The sequence below is a fragment of the Streptomyces sp. NPDC006487 genome (assembly GCF_042870555.1).
Classification (GTDB): Bacteria; Actinomycetota; Actinomycetes; order Streptomycetales; family Streptomycetaceae; genus Streptomyces.
On sequence record NZ_JBIAHN010000002.1, the window covers coordinates 504187 to 520375 of the forward strand.

Here is a 16189-nt window from a genome sequence, read left to right on the forward strand (position 1 = left end):
AGTCCGCCCGGCGTCCCCCCACAGCGCCCAGGAGTGATCATGAGTGCAGGCGAATCCCACGGCCGGTCCCGGCAGCTGCGCGACAAGGCGCAGGAACTCGACGAGGCCGCCACCCGCTCGACCGACCCCGACGAGAGCCGGCGACTGCGGGACAAGGCGCGCCGCCTGCGCGAGCAGAGCGAGCAGGAGCGCGTCATCGACGACCCGGGGATGGACCTGCGGTAGACCCCGGCCGGGCTACAGGCCCACAGGACTGCCGGGCTCCCGGACTCCCGGACTACGGGGCCACGCCCGCCGCGGGGGCCTCGTCGAGCTCCCAGGCGTGGCGCTTGAACTCGCGGACGAAGTCGGCGTGGTCCTCCCACTGGCGGGCGATGCCCCGCAGCACGTCCCAGTGGTGCTCCACCGCCTGGTCGATGACCCGGCGGACCGCCGGCTCGGCCGTCTCCCGCTGCTCGATCAGCCCCTTGGCCACCGAGGCCTCCAGTGCGGCGTTGCGCAGGGCGCGCAGGGCGCGGGAGGTGTCGTCCATCCCGAAGCCGTTCTCGCTGCCCGTCTCCTCGGCGAAGAGCGGGGTGAGCCGCGCCTCGATGAAGGCGGTGATCCGCTCGAAGTGGCGTACGTCCATCGGGGGCTCCATCTCGTGTCGCTGCACTGTCCGGCGCGAACCGGGCCGCACCGACGATCATTATCCCGCAGCCGGACGCCCGCTCCGCTCCGGGGGGCGGGCACTAATCTGGCCCGCATGGATGAGCTGGGTGAGCTGGGTGAGCCGGACGAGCTGGACGGCGCGGAGGTCATCGCGTTCGCCGGTGCCGGGGCCTTCGAGGACTGGCTGGCCGGGCACCACACCCGGCACGAGGGCGTGTGGGTCAAGCTGGCGAAGAAGGCGTCCGGGCTCGCTTCGGTCTCCGCGGACGAGCTGGTCGACATCGGGCTGTGCTACGGGTGGATCTCCGGGCAGCGCCGGTCCCTGGACGAGCGGTACTACCTGCAGAAGTACGTGCCCCGCAGGCCCCGGAGCCTGTGGTCGCAGGTCAATGTCGACAAGGTGACCGAGCTGACGGCGCTGGGCCGCATGCGTGAACCGGGCCTCGCCGAGGTGCGCAAGGCCCAGGAGGACGGCCGCTGGGCGGGGGCCTACGCCTCCCAGCGGACGGCGGAGGTGCCGCCCGACGTGACGGCGGCCCTGGCGCAGGACCCGGCGGCCCGGGCGGCCTTCGAGGCCCTGGACCGGACCGGGCGCTACCTCGTCGTCCTGCCCCTCCTCCAGGCCCTCACCCCGGAGACCCGACGGGCCCGCCTGGAACAGGCCGTACGCCTCCTGGCGCGCGGAGCCGGCGGCTGACCTCCCGGCCCGCCGGGGCTACCAGCGGACCGGGAGGCGGCTCACGCCGTGCATGAGGCTGCCCGTCAGCCAGGCCGGCGCGCCCGCCTCCGGGTCCTCGGCCAGGCCGGGGAAGCGTTCGAGCAGGGAGCGGATCGCGATGCGGCCCTCCATGCGCGCCAGCGGGGCACCGATGCAGAAGTGGAGCCCGTGGCCGAAGGCCAGGTGACCCTGCGGGGCGCGGCCGATGTCGAACACCGCGGGATCCGCGAAGCGGGCGGGGTCGCGGTCGGCGCCGGCCAGGGAGACGAACACGGTGGCCCCGGCCGGGATGGTGGTGCCGCCCAGGTCCAGGGACTCGCGGGCGTAGCGGAACGTGCTGTGCTGCACGGGGCCGTCGTAGCGGAGCATCTCCTCGACGGCTCCGTCGAGCAGTCCATCGAAGTCCCCGCGCAGCGAGGCAAGTTGGCCGGGGTGGGCGAGCAGGGCCCGTACGCCGTTGGAGATGAGGTTGACGGTGGTCTCATGGCCCGCGACCAGCAGCAGGAAGGCCATCCCGATGACCTCGTCGCGGGACAGGGAGTCGCCGTCCTCGTCGCTGGTCCGGATCAGCGCGCTGAGCAGGTCCTCGCCGGGCTCCTTGGCCTTGGCCTCGATGAGCTCCGCGAGGAAGATCCCCAGCTCCCGGTACGCGTCGGCGTTCGAGGCCGGCGAGGTGGGGGTGACGATCTCGTTGGACCAGTACCGGAACCGTGCCCGGTCCAGGTCGGGGACGCCGAGCAGCTCACAGATGACGGTCATCGGGAGGGGGAACGCCAGCGAGTCGATCAGGTCGCCGCCGCGCTCCGGCCGGGCGGCCATCGCGTCGAGCAGTTCGTCGGTGATCTGCTGGACGCGCGTGCGCATGCCCTCCATCCGGCGTGCGGTGAACTCCCGTGCGACCAGGCGCCGCAGGCGGGTGTGGTGCGGAGGGTCGGATTCCAGCATGTTGGAGCTCATCGCGCCGGCCTGGGCGTCCGGGAACTGGCCCGAGGTGCGCCAGTCCTTGGACAGGGCCGGGTGGTTGAGGGCGCGGCGCGCCTCCTCGTGCCCGACGATCATCCAGCTCGGCTCGGTCTCGTCCGGGGTGAGGATGACCTGGTGGACGGGCCCCGCCGCACGCATCCTCTCGTAGAACGCATACGGGTCGGCATCGAACTCTTGCGCGCTGGCACTGATGTCCACTACTGGCATCGGACCACGGTACGCCCCCAGTTGGGGGCCGGTGAGGGCGGTTTCCGGACACTCCGGGGCAAGAGCCCGATCACGGTAGTCTGCGGCCTTCGCCATACGAAAGAGGGGGACGGCCATGACGACCGCACGCGAGGTAGTCCGGACGACCGTTGACGTGGTCACCCGGGACGGCACCGCCGATGCCTATCTGGCCCGGCCCGACGGCGCGGGCCCGTACCCCGGGGTGCTGCTGTACGTGAACGCCCTCGGGATCCGCCCGCACATCAAGTCGGTGGCGGACCGGATCGCGGCGGCCGGCCATGTCGTCCTGATGCCCAACCTCTTCTACCGACACGGACGCGCACCGGTGTTCGAGCTTCCGGAGTTCGTGGACTTCGGCCGGCAGCCGGAGCTCTTCGACCGGATCGGCCCGGTCCTCGAATCGCTGACGGCGGAGCTGGCGATGCGTGACGCCGAGGCCTATCTGGAGCGGCTCGCGGGCCTCCCGGAGGTCGCCGCCGGGCCGGTGGCGATCACGGGGTACTGCCTGGGCGCCCGGCTGGCCCTGCTCACGGCGGGTACCTATCCGCAGCGGGTGGCGGCCGCGGCCGGTTTCCACGGCGGGTTCCTGGCCACGGACGCGGCGGACAGTCCGCACCTGGTGGCGCAACGGGTCACCGCCGAGCTGTACTTCGGCCACGCGGACCAGGACCCGACGCTGCCGGCCGAGGAGATCGACCGGCTGGGCAAGGCCCTGTCGGCGGCGGGCGTCCGCCACCGGGCCGAGGTGTACGAGGGAGCGGCGCACGGCTACACCCTGGCCGACACCAGCTCCTACGACGCGGCTTCGGACGAGCGGCACTGGTCCGCGCTGTTCGCGCTGCTGGACCGGACGTTCTGAGCGGCGGGGGGGGGGGGGGGGGGGGGGGGGGGGCCGCCCGCCGGGGCGGGGGGGGGCGGGGGGGGGGGGGGGGCGCCCGCCCCCCGGCCGCCCCCCCCCCCGCGGGGGGGGGGGGGGGCGCGGGCCCCCCCCCCCCCCCCCCCCCCCCCCCCCGCTACGGGGCCGAGGTGCTACGGGGCCGAGGTCACCGGCACTGGCCGGACCGGGGCCCGACGACGGTGGTTCCGGTGACGCGCGGCGCCGGTTCGTTGGCCTCGCAGCGCAGCGGTCCGGCGACCCGGCCGCCCGAGAGCTCGACGCCCCCGGTGTTGGCTTCCAGGGTGACCGGACCGGTGAACGCGTTGCCGGCGCAGACCGGGTCCGCCCCCGCTTCCACGGCGGAACCGATCACCACGGAACCGCTGGTGTTCCGTACGCCGACCGGGCCGGTCAGCGTGGATCCGCAGAGGGACACGGCGAGCGCCCCGTCGGCCGAGAACGGACCGGTGACGCGGCCGTCCGATACGGACAGCGCGCCGCCGGGCCGGACGGTGAGCGGGCCGCTCTGGCTTCCCCCGGAGCCGATGCAGACCGATTCCCCGGCCGCCACGGTCAGCGGCCCGCGGTGCTCGGTGGTGATGCAGGGCCGGCTGAATCCGACGGTGACGGCGGTCGGTTCACCGGTGGAGCTCGCCGTGTGGTCGGAGTCCGGGGTGTACGTGGCGCTGATCCGGTGAGTGCCGGGGCGCAGGGCTCTCGTGGTCAAGCGGGCCCGTCCCCCGTCGAGTGCGACGGTGGCGAGCGGGGTGGTCCCCTCGGAGAAGGTGACGTTGCCGCCCGGGGCGGCGTCCGGGTGTTCGGCGCCCGTCACGGTCGCGGTCAGGGCGACGGCGTGCCCGAACAGCGGCGTTGCGGTGTCCGTGGTGAGGGTGGTCGAGGTGCCGTAGCGGAAGGAGACGACCGCCTTGCCGTCGCCGTGCTGGACCCCGGACTCCAGGAAGGCCTCGGAGACACCGGCCTCGGCCGGGGCCGCGTAGCCGCTCCCGCCACCGCCGCCCGCTCCGTAGAGGTTGCCGGGGTTGCCGCCGCCGGAGCCGCCGCCACCTCCGCGCCAGCCGCCGCCACCTCCGCCGCCGCCGTTGCCGCCGCGGCCGCCGTTGCCCCCGGTGCCACCGGAGCCGGGGTTGGGCTGGCCGGTGTGCTGGTCGATGTCGCTCGCGTTGCCTCCCCCCGCGCCGATCGGGTTGGTTCGGGTGCCGGTGCCGTGCTGGGTCAGGGTTCCGCCGGTGCCCCCGGCGCCGGCCCCCTCGGGACCGCCGCCCTCGCCGCCGTTCTCCCCGGCGGGCCCGCCGCCGTTGCCGCCGCGCAGCAGGGGGCCGCCGTTGCCGGCGCCTCCGCCGGCGCCGGCCACCAGGATCCGGTCGGTCGGTCCGAAGGCGCCGGTGCGCAGGTCGGTGGCGCCGCCCCCGGAGCCGCCGCCGCCGTGCGCGCCGCCACCGCCGGTGCCGTGGCCGAAGCCGCCGGGCCGGGCGTATTCGCCGTGCCGGGATGTGCCGGAGCTGCCGATGCCTCCCCGGGTGATCTGGACGGCCTGGCCGGGGGTCACGGCCAGGACCGCGTGGGTCCGGCCGCCGAGGCCGCCGGGTGCGCCCTCGTTCGGGGGGTTCGGAGTGACGTAGCCGGCCGCGCTGCCGCCTTCGGCTCCGTACAGGTCGACGGTGAGGGCACTGACTCCTGCGGGCACGGTGAAGACGTCCGCGCCCGCACTGGCGTACGTACAGGTGGGCGGCGAGCTGGTGAAGACGCCCGCCGGGCCGCAGGGGCCGGTCGTGTCCGCCGGGTCGGCGGCCGCGGTGAGGGGTGCCACCAGGGCGGCGAGGAGTCCGGCCGTGCCGAGGACCCATGCGGTCCGGGAGACGGGGCGGGAGCCGGGGGCAGGTCTGTGTGAAGTCATGGTCCTGATCGGGGTGGTGGAGGGACGGGGGTCGGCCATGCCGCTCAGACGCCGTCGTCGGCGCACAGCGCCCAGGCGTCGGTGTAGGTGTTGGGGGAGCTTCCGCCGCCCGTGTGGGTGTAGGCCGTCCAGGAGGCGGCCGTGGTGGTCCCGTCGCCGACCGGGGTGCCGCCGGAGTTGCTGGGGTAGCTGCCGTTGAGGTGGTCGCCCGGCGAGCCCGGTCCGGTGAAGGCGGTGGTCGTCACGCTGCCGCCGCTGATGGCCGCGCCACCGCTGATCAGCTTGCCGTCGTTGCCGCCGCAGCCGACCGTCGCGGTCTGGCCCGACGTGGCCGCGGTCGGTCCGCTGACCTCGCTGTAACGCACCTTGACCGTGGCGCCGCTGATGTTGATGTTGTTGCCGCTGCAGATCGCGTAGGCGTAGGTCGTGTTGCCGGTGCCGCCGCCACCACCGTTCCAGCCGACGGCGGTCCAGGAGTCGGGGTTCGTCTCGCCGTCGGCCGCCGCCTTCTGGCCGTAGGCGTGTCCGGCGTCGTTGAAGGTGGGGAAGGAGGCGATCGGCTTCAGGCTGCCGACGTCGGCCGGGGTGATCCGGGCGCCGCCGCCGAGCAGGCGGGTGTTGGCCGGGCAGGTGGCGGTGACGAGGCCCACCGTGGATGCCGCGGTGGGGCCGGCGACCTTGTTCATCACCACCTGGGTGTGGTTGATCAGGTTGCTGGTGAAGCACACCGCGTAAGGGGTGCTGGAGAACGAGGCGTTGACCGCGCCCCCGCTGCCGCCGATGCCGAGCCAGTGCGTCACGTCGGTGCCGACGACGCCCGTGGACCCGAGGTACTCGGTGGTGCCGTCGGGGCTGGGCGAGGTGCCGTTCACCTTGTTGCCGTTGGACGACGTCCCGGTGCCGATGGCCTGGTTGATCCCGCCACCGGATATGAGCCCCGAGGAGCAGTCCGCGTGGGTGGAGATCTCGGCGAAGGTCGCTGCGGGTCCGGAGGTGGCCCCCGGAGTCTTCACCGTCACGCCGACGGTGTTGGCGTAGGCCGATCCCGGCACCAGAAGGGCCAGGAGGGTGCCGATGACCAGTGACTTTCCTGCGACGGCGCGCCGCAGAACTGTCTTTGGCATGTAATTTTCTCCCTCATCCAGAGTCGCGCATGCGGACTGTAACAGCCCTTTTGGCGCGCATCTACAGCGAGAACGAGCTGTCTCACCTAGCAGATAAGGGGTTTAGTCAGGCCGGCCCACCCGCCTGCACCTTTCAACCCTCCTGAAAGGAACGATCGAAAACAATCGATGGACCTGAGCAATCTCGGTGGGCGAGAGTCGAGGCATCCCCCGAGTCCCAACTCCCTTTCTCCACAACGGAAAGCAGGCCTCCACGCATGCAGATCCCGACCACCGACTTCGCCGCCGCGCCCTACGTCTCGGGCGACCCGTACGCCGACTACCGCGGTGGCACCTTCGAGTTCTCCCACCTGACGGACCTCGCCGACCGCCGGCTCGGCGCGGGGGTCATCGCGGCCAACGACGAGTTCTTCGCCGAGCGGGAGAACCTCCTGCTGCGCACTCCGGCCGTCTTCGACGTGCACGACTACGGCAACAAGGGGAAGGTGATGGACGGCTGGGAGACCCGGCGGCGTCGCGGGGCGGGCGCGGAGGAGCCGTTCCCGACGGACCGCGATCACGACTGGGCGCTGATCCGCCTCGGCTCCCCCGGCATCATCCACGGGATCGTCGTCGACACCGCACACTTCCGCGGCAACCACCCGCAGCAGGTCAGCGTGTGGGCGGCCGCCTTCGAGGGGACGCCCTCGACCGCCGAACTCCTCGAACGGGCGGACGCCTGGGAGGAGATCGTGCCCCGCACCCCGGTGCGCGGCCACGCCGCGAACGGGTTCGCGGTCGGGTCCGGCCGCCGCTGGACGCACCTGCGGATCGACCAGCACCCCGACGGCGGCATCGCACGTCTGCGGGTGCACGGCGAGGTACTGCCCGACCCGCAGTGGCTGGCCCTGCTCGGCACCGGGGACGTGGCCTGCGTGGTCAACGGCGGGGTCGTGGAGGAGGCCTCGGACGGCTTCTACTCCTCCCCCGGGAACACGATCATGCCGGGGCTGTCGCAGAAGCAGGACGACGGCTGGGAAACGCGTCGACGCCGCGACAAGGGGAACGACTGGATCGCGTACCGGCTGGCCGGGCAGTGCGAGATCCGTGCGGTGGAGGTGGACACCGCGAACTTGAAGGGGAACGCCGCAGGCTGGGTGTCGCTGTCCGTCAAGGACGGCGCGGACGGCGCGTGGACGCGGGTCCTGCCGCGCACCCGGCTGGAGCCCGACAGCCCGCACCGGCTGCCGCTCGCCTCGCCGGTCCTGGCCACGCACGCCCGGATCGACGTGTACCCCGACGGCGGATTCGCCCGCCTGCGCCTGCACGGCCGGCTCACCGACGCCGGAGCGGCCACCCTCACCGCCCGGGCGGCGCGTGCGGCGTGCGCGGCGGGCACCGCGCACTGACACGGCAGGGCGGCGGCCCGGGCATCCCGCCCGGAACCGCCGCCCTGGATTGCCCGACTACTCGACGACGAGCTCGACGGGGATGTTGCCGCGCGTGGCCCGGGAGTAGGGGCAGACCTCGTGCGCCTGCTTGACCAGCAGGGTGCCGGTCTCGCCCATCAGGTTCTCGGGGAGTTCCACGCGCAGGACGACGGCCAGCCCGAAGCCCGCTCCGTCCTTGCCGATGGAGACCTCCGAGGTCACCGAGATCTCACTGGTGTCGACCTTGGCCTGGCGGCCGACCAGCCCGAGGGCACTGGCGAAGCAGGCGGCGTACCCGGCGGCGAAGAGCTGCTCGGGGTTGGTGCCCAGGCCACTGCCACCGAGGGCCGGCGGCATGGCCAGCGCCAGGTCGATCTGGCCGTCGGAGCTGACGGCGCGGCCTTCGCGGCCGTTGGCGGTGGCGACAGCGGTGTAGATCGCGTCCATCTCGGGGGTTCCTCTCACGGGGCGGAGGCGGGCCGTCGACCGACGGCCTCGCTCCATCAATATGGCACACAATTAAGTTGTGCACAATTCAGTTGCCGACATGGGACCGCGGGTACACTTGCCCCCATGACCGAGCAACAGACCGACGCCCTCCCCGACCGGGACTTCCTGCGCCTCGACGGCCAGATCTGCTTCGCGCTCGGCGCCGCGAACCGCGCCTTCGGCGGGCTCTACCGCGTCGTCCTGAAGGACCTCGGGCTGACCTATCCCCAATACCTGGTGATGCTGGTGCTGTGGGAACACGGGGAGATGCCGGTCAAACAGCTCGGGCAGCACCTGCGACTCGACTCGGGCACGCTCTCCCCCCTCCTCAAGCGGCTGGAAGCGGCCGGCCTGCTCGTGCGCGAGCGCAGCGCCGCCGACGAACGGTCCGTGCACGTACGGCCCACCGAGGCCGGTACGGCCCTGCGCGCCCGGGCCGTCGAAGTGCCCCGGCGCATCGCGGCCGCGACCGGCTTCGAACTCGGCGAGATCAAGGAGCTTCAGGACCGCCTGCGGCGGCTCACCGCCGCCCTGGACGCGGCGGTTCCGCCGGAGTAGCCGGAGCAGGGGCGCGTTCCGGCCGCGCGGCGGAGGATCCGTGCGGACGCCACAGCGGGTGCTCGCGCCGCGCCCAGTCTGCGGCCACCGAGCCCGTCCGCATACCGCGCCGGGCCTCCGGATCACCGAGGGCCATCATGACGTGACCCACGACGGCCACGGTCAGCGCGATGGCCAGCCAGTCGTGGACGAAGGTGGCCCCGGTCCGCCAGGACAGCGGGGCCAGCCCGGTGAACCACATCAGCAGACCGGTGCCGAGCATCACGAGGGCCGCCCCCGCGCTCCAGCTCGCGTAGAGCTTCTGCCCGGCGTTGAACTTGCCCGCCGGGCGCGCGCCCGGCCGGTGGTCGCGGCGCAGGGCGGAGCGCAGCCAGGTGCGATCGTGCGGGCCGAAGCGGTTGAGCCGGCGCAGGTCCCCGCGGAAGGCCCGGGAGCCGAGCCCCAGCAGGGTGGGGGCCGGGATCAGGAGTCCGGACCACTCGTGGACGGTGACCACGAGGTGGCGGCGGCCCACGAGTTCGGCGAGGGGCGGCAGGTAGAGGCAGGCGGCACTCGCCAGACACACCCCGGTCAGGGCGGCGGTGGCCAGGTGCACCAACCGTTCGGCGGGACTGAACCGGCCCAGGCGGGCGGGGCGTTCGGCCGTGTCGTTCACGCCGCCCTCGCCGCTCACGCCGCCCTCGCCGCTCACGCCGCCTTCGTCGTTCACGCCGTTCACGCCGTTCACGCCGTCCGTGCCGTCGATGCCGTCCGCCCGCTCCGCGTCGGAGGCCGGGGAACCGGCCGGGATTTCAGACGGTCGGGGCATCGTCGCGTCCGTTCGACTTGCCGACCCAGGCGTCGACGTCGTAGCCGAGTTTCTCCCAGTAGCCGGGCTGCACGTCCCGGGTGAGGGTGATGCCCGACAGCCATTTCGCCGACTTGTAGAAGTACATGGGAGCCGCGTAGAGGCGGACCGGACCACCGTGGGCGTGGCTGAGGGGCTTGTCCTGCATGTTCAGGGCGACCATGACGTCCTCGCGCCGGGCCTGCGGCAGCGTGAGGCTCTCGGTGTAGGTGCCGTCGAAGCAGGTGAAACGGATCGCGCGGGCCTCGGGGTGGACACCGGCGGCGTCCAGGAGCCGGAAGAGCGGGACGCCCTCGAAGGGGGTCTCTGGGACCCGCCAGCCCGTGACGCACTGGACGTCGCGGACGATCCGGGTCTGCGGCAGGGCCCGCAGCGCGTCGAGCGTGTACGTGGCCGGTCGCTCGACCAGGCCGCCGACGGTCAGCCGGTAGTCGGCCGGACCGCGTTCGGGGACCGAGGAGGCGACCGAGTAGTACCGGAACCCGCCGCCGCCCGGCAGTAGTCCGGTGAGCCCGGTGGGGTCCTTGTCGGCGGCCGCGCCCAGTACGGCGTCGAACCCCGACTGGAGCCGCGGCGCGAGGACCAGGCCGAGGGCGCCGACCCCCACCATGCCGAGGACCAGCCGCCGGCCCACGGGGGCACCGCGGCCGTCGGGGTCGGACGCGGAGTCGGGATCGGGACCGGCTTGCTGATCTGCTCTGCTCACGTGCCGATTCGACCACCTGCACCGCCCCTGCGGCCAGGGTCCGCGACCGCCCGTCAGACTTCCGTAAGACGCACCCGAACGCCCGCACCCCCGCACAGCGGTCCGGCCGGGCCCGCGCTCCGCGGGACCGGCCGGGTTGCGACGGTCCGGACTACGCCCCGCTCGCCTTGAGCATGTCCTCGCGCTCGACGAGCTTCACGCGCTCGCGGCCCTGCGGCTCGCCCAGCGCCTTCTCGGCGGCGTCGAGCTTGTACCAGCCCTCCCACGTCGTGAAGCGGACCTCCTTCTCCGTGAGGAAGGTCTCGACCGCCTCCGGCTCGGGAGTGGCCGGCGTCAGCAGGCGGCCGTCCGCGTGATCGGCGAGCAGGTTCGCGACGGTCTCGTTGGCGTCGCCCTTGGTGTGGCCGATCAGGCCGATGGGACCGCGGCGGATCCAGCCGGTGACGTACGTGGACGCCAGGTGCGCGCCGGCTTCGATGACGCGGCCGCCCTCGTCCGGAACCGTGCCGGAGTCGACGTCCCACGGCAGCTTGGGCAGCTCGTCGGAGAGGTAGCCGACGGCGCGGTAGACGGACTGGACGTCCCAGTCGGTGAACGTGCCGGTGCCCTTGACGTTGCCGGTGCCGTCGAGCTCGGTGCGCTCGGTGCGCAGGCCCACGACCTTGCCGTCCTCGCCGAGGATCTCGGTGGGCGACTCGAAGAAGTGCAGGAAGAGCTTGTGCGGGCGCTCGCCTATGTCGCGGATCGCCCAGTTCTCCAGCGTCTTGGCGACCATGTCCGCCTGCTTGTTGGAGCGGCGGGTGGTGATCGAACCCTCGTCGTAGTCGATGTCCTCGGGGTTGACGATGACCTCGATGTTCGGTGAGTGGTCCAGCTCGCGCAGCTCCATCGGGCTGAACTTGGCCTGTGCGGGGCCGCGGCGGCCGAAGACGTGGACTTCGAGGGCCTTGTTGGCCTTGAGGCCGTCGTGGACGTTCGCCGGTATCTCGGTCGGCAGCAGCTCTTCGGCGGTCTTGGCGAGGATCCGGGCCACGTCGAGGGCCACGTTGCCGACGCCGAGGACGGCGACCTTCTCTGCCTCCAGCGGCCAGGTGCGCGGCACGTCGGGGTGGCCGTCGTACCAGGAGACGAAGTCGGCGGCGCCGTAGGAGCCGTCGAGGTCGACGCCCGGGATGGTGAGCGCGCGGTCCGCGGTGGCGCCGGTGGAGAAGATCACGGCGTCGTAGAAGGAGCGCAGCTCGTCGAGGCTGATGTCGTTCGGGTAGTCGACGTTGCCGAAGAGGCGGACCTGCGGCTTGTCGAGCACCTGGTGCAGGGCGGTGATGATGCCCTTGATGCGGGGGTGGTCGGGAGCCACGCCGTAGCGGATCAGACCGAAGGGGGCCGGCATCCGTTCGAAGATGTCGATGGACACGCCCGGGTCGACGGCCGCCTCGGACTTGAGCAGCGCGTCGGCGGCGTAGATGCCGGCGGGGCCGGCACCGACGATTGCTACCCGCAGGTGGCGAGGCATGGCTGGGTTCCCTTCGAACGGCGAAAGACTCGATCAAGGGAACCCTAAGCTAAGGGCAGCCTAACCCGGCACCCGCCCCCCGGTTATGCCCCTATAACCAGGCCTTATGGCTCCCCCAAGCCCTGATTGGGGTAGGCGTGGGGATCGCGGGCCGTGAGCTGCCCCTGGACGAAAGCATCCGTATCGGGAGAGTACGGACCTCCGTGATCGAAGAGCAGCTCCGTGATGCGCCGCCATTCCGCGACGGCGGCGCGGGTTGCGGCGTCGGCGCTCTCCAGGTCGCCCGCGGCTTCCACGGCGGCGGCCTCGGCGGCCTCGATCGCCTCCTCGGTCTGGTGGTGGGTCAGGCCGGTGGCCTGCTCGCGCACCCGGGAGCGGGCCGCGCGCTCCGCGTCGGAGGGGACGTGCGGTTCGTTGGCGGCGTCGTCGGTCACGGCGGTTCTGCCTCTGCTTCCTGTTCGGGGGATCGTGGGGATCGTCGTGGGCGGGCGTTCCGAGCCGGGCCGGACCGGGTTCACCAGTCCTCCGTGACGGTCACGGGGAACTCCTCGCGCGTACGAACCATGACGGTGCCCGCGTCCGTGCCCCCGTACACCTCGTGCCGCCAGGCCGAGAAGACCCGTACCAATCTGCGGGCGTCGTCACCGCGGCCCTTGCCCACCGAGCGGGTGGTGAAGGTCACCTCCGCGAGGCCCCTCCCGCGCACCTTGCGGACGCGGACGTCGCCGATGCCGTCGGCGGAGATGAACGTGTCCTCGTCGGTGCGGTGCTCCGCGTAATAGGCGACGAAGTCCCGCCTCATGTCGAACCACCCGGCCGCGCCGCAGGGACCCGCGCCATTGGTGGCGGCGCCGGGCGCGGAGGTGCCGTCCGTGGGCGGGTCGGGCGCGCCGGTGTCCTGATCGGTTGGGGGACCTGCGGGGCCGCCCGTCTCCTGGTCCGTCGGGGGACCGGCATCGCCCCCGGTCTCCCCGTCCGTGGGCGGGTCGGGCGCGCCCGTCTCCTCATCGGTCGGGGGACCGGCGTATCCGCCCGTCTCCTCGTCCGTCGGCGGGCCCGCGGATCCGCCCGTCTGCTCCTCCGTCGGGATATCGGGCGCGGTAGTGGCGCCGCCCGCGCCGGCATCCGTGCCCGCCGTCCCGTCCAGGTCGCAACGCTCAGGACCGGGCGCCGCCGTGGGAGCGGCGGGACCGGCCGCCTCCCCGGCCCGTACGGTGCCGCAGGCCGCGAGTCCGGCGCACAGGAGCACCACCAGCCCGGCCAGGGCGGTCCGCCCGGTCCGGGATACCGCAGTCGTTGTCATGTCATCTCCCCCTTCTGGCCGTGTAGAGGGCTCCGCGCGGGCCTCGGTTCCCTCCCGGGCCGCCGCTTGCGCAGGTCCCGGGGCCTGGTATCGCTGTGTCGCATGAACAACCCTCCGACTCCCCCGGCCTCCCTCGTGGCACGGCCCCTCCTCTTCCTGGACGTGGACGGACCCCTCATCCCGTTCGGGTCCGCGCAGGGCTACCCGGTCCACGAGTCCCCCGGAGTGCCGGCCGGAGCCGGCCCGCACCCCCTCCTCGGCCGGCTCGATCCCGCACTCGGGCCGCGGCTCGCCGGTCTGCCGTGCGAACTCGTCTGGGCCACGACCTGGATGGACGACGCCAACACCTGCGTCGCCCCTCGGCTCGGGCTGCCGGACCTGCCGGTGGCGGACTGGCCCGAGCCCTCCGCCGAGGACGTCGGGAGCGGCACCCACTGGAAGACCGCCGGCCTCGTCGCGTGGGCCGCGGGCCGGGCGTTCGCGTGGGTCGACGACGAGATCGGCGACGCGGACCGCCGATGGGTGTCCGCCCACCACCCCGGCCCGGCACTCCTCCACCGGGTCGACCCCCGGATCGGACTCGGGGACGCCGACTTCGCCGCCCTGGAGGCGTGGCTGCGCGCCCACGGCGCCTGAAACCCCGCCAGGCGCGGCCCCGCGCCGCCAAGGCACCGCAGGCGGCCGGCCCGCGCCGCCCCTCCGGCGGCCGCCCCCGCACGTCACCCGGCGTGCGCCCGGGGAGCGTTCGCCGCCCGCCGGGCCAACGAGCCTGGCTTCGGGCCCCGTCCCGCATGGGTAGTCTTCCGGGGACACAGTGTGCGGCGGGGTTCGGGGTGGGGTCATGGGACGTCAGATACGTGTGCCCGGTGCGGTACTGGCGGCCGTGCTGCTGCTGGCCGCCGCAGGCTGTTCCGGGACGGGGAGCGGGACCGGGGCGGATCCCGGCGACGACCCGAAGCCGGGCGGCGCCACGTCAGCCGCCTCCGCCGGTCCCACCGCTCCCGCTTCGCCCACCGCTCCCACCGACGGGAAGCCCCCCTCCGGCGACGTGCTCCCCGGCATGGTCGGCGTCTCCGTGGCCCGCACCCAGCTGGCCGCGCTGAAGGTGGCGCCTCCGGGAACCATGTCCGGCTACAGCCGGGACAAGTTCACGCACTGGGCGGAGCAGGGCGACAAGTGCGACACCCGCGAGGTCATCCTCCAGCGGGACGGCACCAACGTCACCCGGGACTCCCAGTGCAAGGCCGTGTCCGGGACGTGGAAGAGCCTGTACGACGAAGTGGTCGTGACCGAGGCCTCGAAGATCGACATCGACCACATGGTGCCCCTCGCCGAAGGCTGGCGCTCCGGTGCGGCCGGCTGGGACGCCGCGAAGCGCAAGGCCTTCGCGAACGACCTGACGCGCCCTCAACTGCTTGCGGTCACCGCCTCGTCGAACCGGTCGAAGGGCGACCAGAGTCCCGACCTGTGGCAGCCGCCGTCGAAGACGGCCTGGTGCCAGTACGGGCGGGCCTGGACCACCGTCAAGTCCGTGTACGGCCTGACCGTCACCGGGCCCGAGAAGAAGATGCTCTCCACCATGCTGGACACCTGCGCGGCCTGACGCCGCTCGCTCCGGGACCGCTCGCTCCAGGACCGCTCACTCCAGGACCGCGATGCCCAGGGGCCGCGATCCCGCCGCGAGGCGGCGGCTGTTCCCGCTGTCGAGGTCCACGACCGTGATGCCGTTCCAGTAACCGTCGCGGGTGTAGCCCCCGGTGACGTAGGCCGTCCGCCCGTCCCGGGACACAGCCACGTCCTCGTGCGGCCCGTCCAGCGGGTACACCCGCTCCGAGCCGTCCGCGGACCGGACCGTGAGGGAGGGACCCTTGCCCTTGCCCGGTTCCACCGCCCCGGTCCCGACCACCAGCAGCCGGCCGTCCGCCGTGACCGTGGCCCCGTGCTGGTGGGTGTCGGCGGTCATCTCCTCCACCGTGGTGCGGCCCGTCCTCGGATCGACCACCGCGAGCCGCTCGCCCTCGAAGGGGAGCAGCAGCATCCCGTCCGCCGGCCGTACGACGGCGTAGTGCGGCTTCAGCCAGGAGCCGAGGCCTCCCTCCGTCCCGTACGGGGCGACCTCGATGCGGCGCGGCCGCGTCGGTGCGGCGCTTCCGCCCGTTCCGGCAGGTCCGACGGGGACCACCGTGACGTCGAAGGAGTCGTGGCCGGTGACGTACACCTCCGTGCCGTCGCGCGAGACGTCCACGTCGAAGGGGCGCCGGCCCACCGGGACCACCTCCGTGACCTCCCTCTCCGCCGTGTCGATGACCTCCAGGACGCCGGTGGTCCCGGGCACGTTGACCCCGGCGTACGCGTGCGCGCCGTCGGGCGAGAGCGCGATGCCCATGCCGCCGCCCCGGTACTCGCCGCCGGTCACCGGCCCGGTGCCGGTGGTCCGGTACGGGATCAGGGCCTGCCGGGTCCGCGACCGCGTGTCCACGACGGCGACTCCCTCGGCCGTGGCCACCCAGGCCCGGCCGTCCGCGCCGACCACCAGGCCGTACGGGGCCCGGCCGACCTGCACCGAGCCGACCGCGCCGCGCTCCGGGTCCACGAAGGTGACGGTGTCGGCCCCGAAGTCGGCGACCAGGAGGGTGCCGCCCGGGGTGGTCGCGGCCGTCGGGAGCGGGGAGGCCGCGGGGGCGGCGGCCGGCGGGGCGCCGGGACTCGAGCAGGCCCCCAGCAGCAGGGCTCCGGCGAGGGCCGCGAAGGCGGTTCGGGTTCCCCGTGCGCGGCGGCGCGGGTGCGGGCGGTCGTGCTGCGGCATGGGCGGGGCCCCTCTCGGTTCCGGGGGCGGGGCCGGTGGTGCGCCCGCTCCCCCGTGCCCA

18 protein-coding genes are annotated in these 16189 nt (G+C 73.4%); 7 read left to right on the forward strand and 11 right to left on the reverse strand.

Annotated features, from left to right (window positions below; genetic code table 11):
- Window positions 1–39 precede the first annotated feature (39 nt).
- On the forward strand, window positions 40–225 hold the full coding sequence (locus tag ACFYM0_RS05030; RefSeq protein WP_284717145.1) for a DUF6381 family protein: 186 nt from the start codon (window positions 40–42) through the stop codon (window positions 223–225).
- A gap of 52 nt (window positions 226–277) precedes the next feature.
- Here the strand turns inward: ACFYM0_RS05030 and ACFYM0_RS05035 are convergent, their stop codons facing one another.
- The gene (locus ACFYM0_RS05035) at window positions 278–628 is read right to left on the reverse strand and encodes a hypothetical protein (RefSeq protein WP_388496613.1); all 351 of its coding nucleotides are present in this window, start codon (window positions 626–628) and stop codon (window positions 278–280) included.
- A gap of 117 nt (window positions 629–745) precedes the next feature.
- Between ACFYM0_RS05035 and ACFYM0_RS05040 the strand changes: the two genes are divergently transcribed.
- Window positions 746–1348, forward strand: a complete 603-nt coding sequence (locus ACFYM0_RS05040) for a YdeI family protein (protein WP_388496614.1) — start codon at window positions 746–748, stop codon at window positions 1346–1348.
- An 18-nt stretch (window positions 1349–1366) separates the two neighbouring features.
- Here the strand turns inward: ACFYM0_RS05040 and ACFYM0_RS05045 are convergent, their stop codons facing one another.
- The gene (locus tag ACFYM0_RS05045; protein WP_388496616.1) at window positions 1367–2560 is read right to left on the reverse strand and encodes a cytochrome P450; all 1194 of its coding nucleotides are present in this window, start codon (window positions 2558–2560) and stop codon (window positions 1367–1369) included.
- Window positions 2561–2675: 115 nt separating this feature from the next.
- Here ACFYM0_RS05045 and ACFYM0_RS05050 point away from each other — a divergent pair, with 115 nt between their 5' ends.
- The gene (locus ACFYM0_RS05050) at window positions 2676–3440 is read left to right on the forward strand and encodes a dienelactone hydrolase family protein (protein WP_388496618.1); all 765 of its coding nucleotides are present in this window, start codon (window positions 2676–2678) and stop codon (window positions 3438–3440) included.
- Between the two features lie 184 nt (window positions 3441–3624).
- Here the strand turns inward: ACFYM0_RS05050 and ACFYM0_RS05055 are convergent, their stop codons facing one another.
- Both ACFYM0_RS05055 and ACFYM0_RS05060 read right to left on the reverse strand, forming a co-directional pair.
- Window positions 3625–5373, reverse strand: coding sequence for an Ig-like domain-containing protein (locus ACFYM0_RS05055; protein ID WP_388496620.1), 1749 nt, complete (start codon window positions 5371–5373; stop codon window positions 3625–3627).
- 44 nt (window positions 5374–5417) lie between these two features.
- Window positions 5418–6497 carry a hypothetical protein gene (locus ACFYM0_RS05060; RefSeq protein WP_388496622.1) on the reverse strand — a complete coding sequence of 360 codons (1080 nt, stop codon included), beginning with the start codon at window positions 6495–6497 and terminating at the stop codon, window positions 5418–5420.
- 257 nt (window positions 6498–6754) lie between these two features.
- Between ACFYM0_RS05060 and alc the strand changes: the two genes are divergently transcribed.
- A complete protein-coding gene (gene alc / locus ACFYM0_RS05065) occupies window positions 6755–7885 on the forward strand; it encodes an allantoicase (protein WP_388496625.1) in 1131 nt (376 codons plus the stop codon).
- 57 nt (window positions 7886–7942) lie between these two features.
- Here alc and ACFYM0_RS05070 read toward each other — a convergent pair whose 3' ends face one another.
- Window positions 7943–8353 (reverse strand): organic hydroperoxide resistance protein, encoded by a 411-nt coding sequence (locus ACFYM0_RS05070; RefSeq protein WP_327256835.1) that lies wholly within the window; start codon window positions 8351–8353, stop codon window positions 7943–7945.
- 126 nt (window positions 8354–8479) lie between these two features.
- Between ACFYM0_RS05070 and ACFYM0_RS05075 the strand changes: the two genes are divergently transcribed.
- Window positions 8480–8953, forward strand: a complete 474-nt coding sequence (locus ACFYM0_RS05075) for a MarR family winged helix-turn-helix transcriptional regulator (protein WP_388496627.1) — start codon at window positions 8480–8482, stop codon at window positions 8951–8953.
- On the opposite strand, the gene ACFYM0_RS05080 is transcribed toward ACFYM0_RS05075, so the two are convergent.
- The 5 genes from ACFYM0_RS05080 to ACFYM0_RS05100 form a co-directional block, all read right to left on the reverse strand.
- A complete protein-coding gene (locus ACFYM0_RS05080) occupies window positions 8916–9578 on the reverse strand; it encodes a cytochrome b/b6 domain-containing protein (RefSeq protein WP_388496750.1) in 663 nt (220 codons plus the stop codon). The genes ACFYM0_RS05075 and ACFYM0_RS05080 overlap by 38 nt on opposite strands.
- Window positions 9579–9744: 166 nt before the next feature.
- Entirely contained in the window at window positions 9745–10410 is a 666-nt protein-coding gene (locus ACFYM0_RS05085) for a molybdopterin-dependent oxidoreductase (protein WP_388496752.1), read from the reverse strand.
- A 247-nt stretch (window positions 10411–10657) separates the two neighbouring features.
- Complete coding sequence (locus ACFYM0_RS05090) at window positions 10658–12019, reverse strand: FAD-dependent oxidoreductase (protein ID WP_388496629.1); 1362 nt, start codon at window positions 12017–12019, stop codon at window positions 10658–10660.
- A 104-nt stretch (window positions 12020–12123) separates the two neighbouring features.
- Window positions 12124–12453 (reverse strand): hypothetical protein, encoded by a 330-nt coding sequence (locus ACFYM0_RS05095; protein WP_388496631.1) that lies wholly within the window; start codon window positions 12451–12453, stop codon window positions 12124–12126.
- An 80-nt stretch (window positions 12454–12533) separates the two neighbouring features.
- On the reverse strand, window positions 12534–13322 hold the full coding sequence (locus ACFYM0_RS05100; protein ID WP_388496633.1) for a hypothetical protein: 789 nt from the start codon (window positions 13320–13322) through the stop codon (window positions 12534–12536).
- A 102-nt stretch (window positions 13323–13424) separates the two neighbouring features.
- On the opposite strand from ACFYM0_RS05100, the gene ACFYM0_RS05105 reads away from it, so the two are divergent.
- Both ACFYM0_RS05105 and ACFYM0_RS05110 read left to right on the forward strand, forming a co-directional pair.
- Complete coding sequence (locus ACFYM0_RS05105) at window positions 13425–13958, forward strand: hypothetical protein (RefSeq protein WP_388496635.1); 534 nt, start codon at window positions 13425–13427, stop codon at window positions 13956–13958.
- Between the two features lie 205 nt (window positions 13959–14163).
- Window positions 14164–14925 carry a DUF1524 domain-containing protein gene (locus ACFYM0_RS05110; RefSeq protein ID WP_388496638.1) on the forward strand — a complete coding sequence of 254 codons (762 nt, stop codon included), beginning with the start codon at window positions 14164–14166 and terminating at the stop codon, window positions 14923–14925.
- Between the two features lie 36 nt (window positions 14926–14961).
- Here ACFYM0_RS05110 and ACFYM0_RS05115 read toward each other — a convergent pair whose 3' ends face one another.
- On the reverse strand, window positions 14962–16128 hold the full coding sequence (locus ACFYM0_RS05115) for a hypothetical protein (RefSeq protein WP_388496641.1): 1167 nt from the start codon (window positions 16126–16128) through the stop codon (window positions 14962–14964).
- Between the last annotated feature and the right edge of the window lie 61 nt (window positions 16129–16189).

Coding starts and splice junctions, on each gene's coding strand:
- ACFYM0_RS05110 (WP_388496638.1), top strand. CDS start 14,164: ATGGGACGTCAGATACGTGTGCCCGGTGCGGTACTGGCGGCCGTGCTG.
- ACFYM0_RS05115 (WP_388496641.1), bottom strand. CDS start 16,128: ATGCCGCAGCACGACCGCCCGCACCCGCGCCGCCGCGCACGGGGAACC.
- ACFYM0_RS05030 (WP_284717145.1), top strand. CDS start 40: ATGAGTGCAGGCGAATCCCACGGCCGGTCCCGGCAGCTGCGCGACAAG.
- ACFYM0_RS05035 (WP_388496613.1), bottom strand. CDS start 628: ATGGACGTACGCCACTTCGAGCGGATCACCGCCTTCATCGAGGCGCGG.
- ACFYM0_RS05060 (WP_388496622.1), bottom strand. CDS start 6,497: ATGCCAAAGACAGTTCTGCGGCGCGCCGTCGCAGGAAAGTCACTGGTC.
- ACFYM0_RS05045 (WP_388496616.1), bottom strand. CDS start 2,560: ATGCCAGTAGTGGACATCAGTGCCAGCGCGCAAGAGTTCGATGCCGAC.
- ACFYM0_RS05050 (WP_388496618.1), top strand. CDS start 2,676: ATGACGACCGCACGCGAGGTAGTCCGGACGACCGTTGACGTGGTCACC.
- ACFYM0_RS05100 (WP_388496633.1), bottom strand. CDS start 13,322: ATGACAACGACTGCGGTATCCCGGACCGGGCGGACCGCCCTGGCCGGG.
- ACFYM0_RS05090 (WP_388496629.1), bottom strand. CDS start 12,019: ATGCCTCGCCACCTGCGGGTAGCAATCGTCGGTGCCGGCCCCGCCGGC.
- ACFYM0_RS05075 (WP_388496627.1), top strand. CDS start 8,480: ATGACCGAGCAACAGACCGACGCCCTCCCCGACCGGGACTTCCTGCGC.
- ACFYM0_RS05105 (WP_388496635.1), top strand. CDS start 13,425: ATGAACAACCCTCCGACTCCCCCGGCCTCCCTCGTGGCACGGCCCCTC.
- ACFYM0_RS05070 (WP_327256835.1), bottom strand. CDS start 8,353: ATGGACGCGATCTACACCGCTGTCGCCACCGCCAACGGCCGCGAAGGC.
- ACFYM0_RS05055 (WP_388496620.1), bottom strand. CDS start 5,373: ATGACTTCACACAGACCTGCCCCCGGCTCCCGCCCCGTCTCCCGGACC.
- alc (WP_388496625.1), top strand. CDS start 6,755: ATGCAGATCCCGACCACCGACTTCGCCGCCGCGCCCTACGTCTCGGGC.
- ACFYM0_RS05040 (WP_388496614.1), top strand. CDS start 746: ATGGATGAGCTGGGTGAGCTGGGTGAGCCGGACGAGCTGGACGGCGCG.
- ACFYM0_RS05085 (WP_388496752.1), bottom strand. CDS start 10,410: ATGGTGGGGGTCGGCGCCCTCGGCCTGGTCCTCGCGCCGCGGCTCCAG.